The organism is Bacillus sp. GMa5/1 (assembly GCF_050172015.1).
Lineage (GTDB): Bacteria > Bacillota > Bacilli > Bacillales > Bacillaceae_G > Bacillus_A > Bacillus_A cereus.
This window is the reverse complement of record NZ_JBNLYC010000335.1, coordinates 1-2,422: the sequence shown is the minus strand read 5'-3', so window position 1 is coordinate 2,422 and position 2,422 is coordinate 1. Positions and strand designations below refer to the sequence as shown.

The window sequence follows — 2,422 nt, the reverse complement described above, 5'->3', positions numbered from 1 at the left end:
TGTGGAGTAACAGTTTCCACTTTTAATTCCTTTATTCCTTCTTTTAATGTAACAGCATCTGTTCGTAATGTTTTCCAACTGTCTTTCGCTGCATTTAAATTAGGTTTTAAGAATTTAAATTTATTTTGATCGGCTTTTTGAGCTGCATTCTCAATATGCCCTAGAACGCCCGAATATTGAGAATCTAAATCATGCCACTGCGTGGACATATAAGTAAGAGCGTTAATAGCATCATCAAGCGCCTTGTGCATTTCATTAATATTACTGTAAGCAACTCCAACTACACGATTTAAGGTTACTTTATAATCCACGGTCTGACGTAATTCTGCTAATAAAGGCTCTAACTTACCTAAATTATCCCTTGCTACTCCCACTATGATACCGCCAATTATTGGTAGACCCAAAATAGCACCCTTCATTACATTAAACCCATCAGATTCTAATTGTTTATAATAGTTTACTGATCCTAATACTTCTTCTAGACGCTTTTGATCGGCATCAACATCTGCACCTTGATTTTTTAAAATTGACTGCAAGAGCTCTTTATTACTTCCAAATGCTCTAACATCGTGTCCAATAGAGTCTCTTAATTTAGTTAATTCTTCTATTAGTTGTTGTGCATACTTTTGATTTTGTTGAATTTCACCTCGTAAATCTGTAATCCCTTCTTTTAAAGTTTCTCCATCCCCTGTATTAATCGCCTCTATCATTGTTTCATAATAATTATCAAATGTTGTATCGTATTCAACAATACCATTCAGTGTATCTAAAAGCTGTTTTTTTACTTTCGTATCCCAAGTAACGGCATGTGCCCTTGCATTCTTTTGATCTTGTACGATTCTACCAGGTAAATCTACATATCCATTAATGGTAATTCCCTCAAAATTCACATCAGGATTCTTAATTAACATATAAGAATAGGCATTCATAGATTTTGCAAATAATCCAGCCTTTTGCAAGGTCTCTTTCATTCTCGCTTCATTTGCAGAAAGAGCCGTATCTCCATTATTCGTTTGTTCAATTTCACTTGCAAAAGTTGTTACTGGTGAAACTACATTAGCAGTTGTAATAGTTAATAGCGTCGATACAGCGAGTAATTTGTAAGGGATTTTTTTTATCATTTCATTTTCCTCCAATTTAGGTTTTAAATTTCAGTTCTACTCCTGTTTAAAAGCAATATCTTTTGAAATGAATTCTGCATCTTTATGAATATCATTCCAACTTTCTTTAGCGGCTTTTAAATCATCTGGTATTAAAGAGAATTTGTGGTCTTGCATAGAATCGATATTATCCAATAAATCTGTATAATTTGCGCCCATTGTATTCCATTGCTTTTGAATATTTGTTAGAGACAATATCGCTTGATCTACAGTCTGGTATAAATATGCCAATGTTTCTTTCGCGTTAGTAAGCGAAAGAACTGCTTGATTAGCACGATCTGCTTTCATACTTAATTCTCCGATTTTGTTAGAAATTTCATTATAGGAGTCCATATGCTTAGATGCTGTGACACCAGCCGCAGTTCCTAGACCGATACCAGCTGCGCCAAGAGCCGAGAGTCCACCAACAACAGCCGGTGTTGCTGTACCGCCAGTTACAACAATAACTACCGCTCCTCCAATAGCTGCAATAACTAAAATAGCTGCTCCCAATCCACCACCAATTGACCATGCTAATACATCATCAAAATGTTTTTTCTGAGTAGAACGAAGTTGCTCAATTTCAGCTTGAAGTTGTGGAATCGTTGCCTGTTGACCTGCTAATATTGCAGTTAATCCACCTTTCCCATCTGGACCACCAACATTATTTTTAAAATCTGTAGAATTTTGATATAGTTTCCCTTTGAAGTCTTGTAGCATCTTAATCACATCTGTAACTTCTTTTGAATTTGTATTGATTGTAGTAATTAAATCATTTATACCCTCTTTTAGACCTGCCTTATCTTTCTTTTGTACAGTTTCTACTAATGTGTCGTAATAATTTTGAAATTGTTCATCGTAATTTACAATATTACGAGCAGTTTTTTGAATCTGTGGCTTCGCTGTATCTAACCAGTAATTCGCATTGATTCGTGACAGCTCTTGATTAAGGTGAATATTTTTGAGCAACTCTCCCCCCTCTGAGCCTAAATCGATATTAGATAAATTTACATTTGGTTGCTTAATCATTGTTTTTGCGTATAAATCCATTACTAGAATATGAGACCCTGTTTCAGCTAATGCTTTCTTCAGTCCTTCGGGGCCCAATGCATAATTGCCTACTTTTTGTTCTTGAGCGGTCGTTTCTTGTGCAAATGCATGAATAGTGTTACCGGTAGTAGCAGTTATAACAGTTGCTAATGTAGCTAAAGTTAGTACTTTGAATGGAAATTTTTTCATGACTATTCTCCTTCTTTCGCTAAATGCTTATAATCTTTATGAAT

At 35.1% G+C, this 2,422-nt stretch carries 2 protein-coding genes; both read right to left on the bottom strand.

From position 1 onward, the window contains the following. Nucleotides 1–1,121: hemolytic enterotoxin HBL binding subunit HblB (gene hblB, locus ACQGSG_RS28285; protein ID WP_426948636.1), on the bottom strand; the 1,121-nt coding region annotated here is incomplete at its 3' end. Between the two features lie 36 nt (nucleotides 1,122–1,157). Then, entirely contained in the window at nucleotides 1,158–2,378 is a 1,221-nt protein-coding gene (hblD, locus tag ACQGSG_RS28280) for a hemolytic enterotoxin HBL lytic component L1 (protein ID WP_000714435.1), read from the bottom strand. Nucleotides 2,379–2,422: the final 44 nt, after the last annotated feature.

Bases quoted from the DNA above. Each gene is read 5' to 3' on its own strand.
- hblD (WP_000714435.1), bottom strand. From the start codon at position 2,378: ATGAAAAAATTTCCATTCAAAGTACTAACTTTAGCTACATTAGCAACT.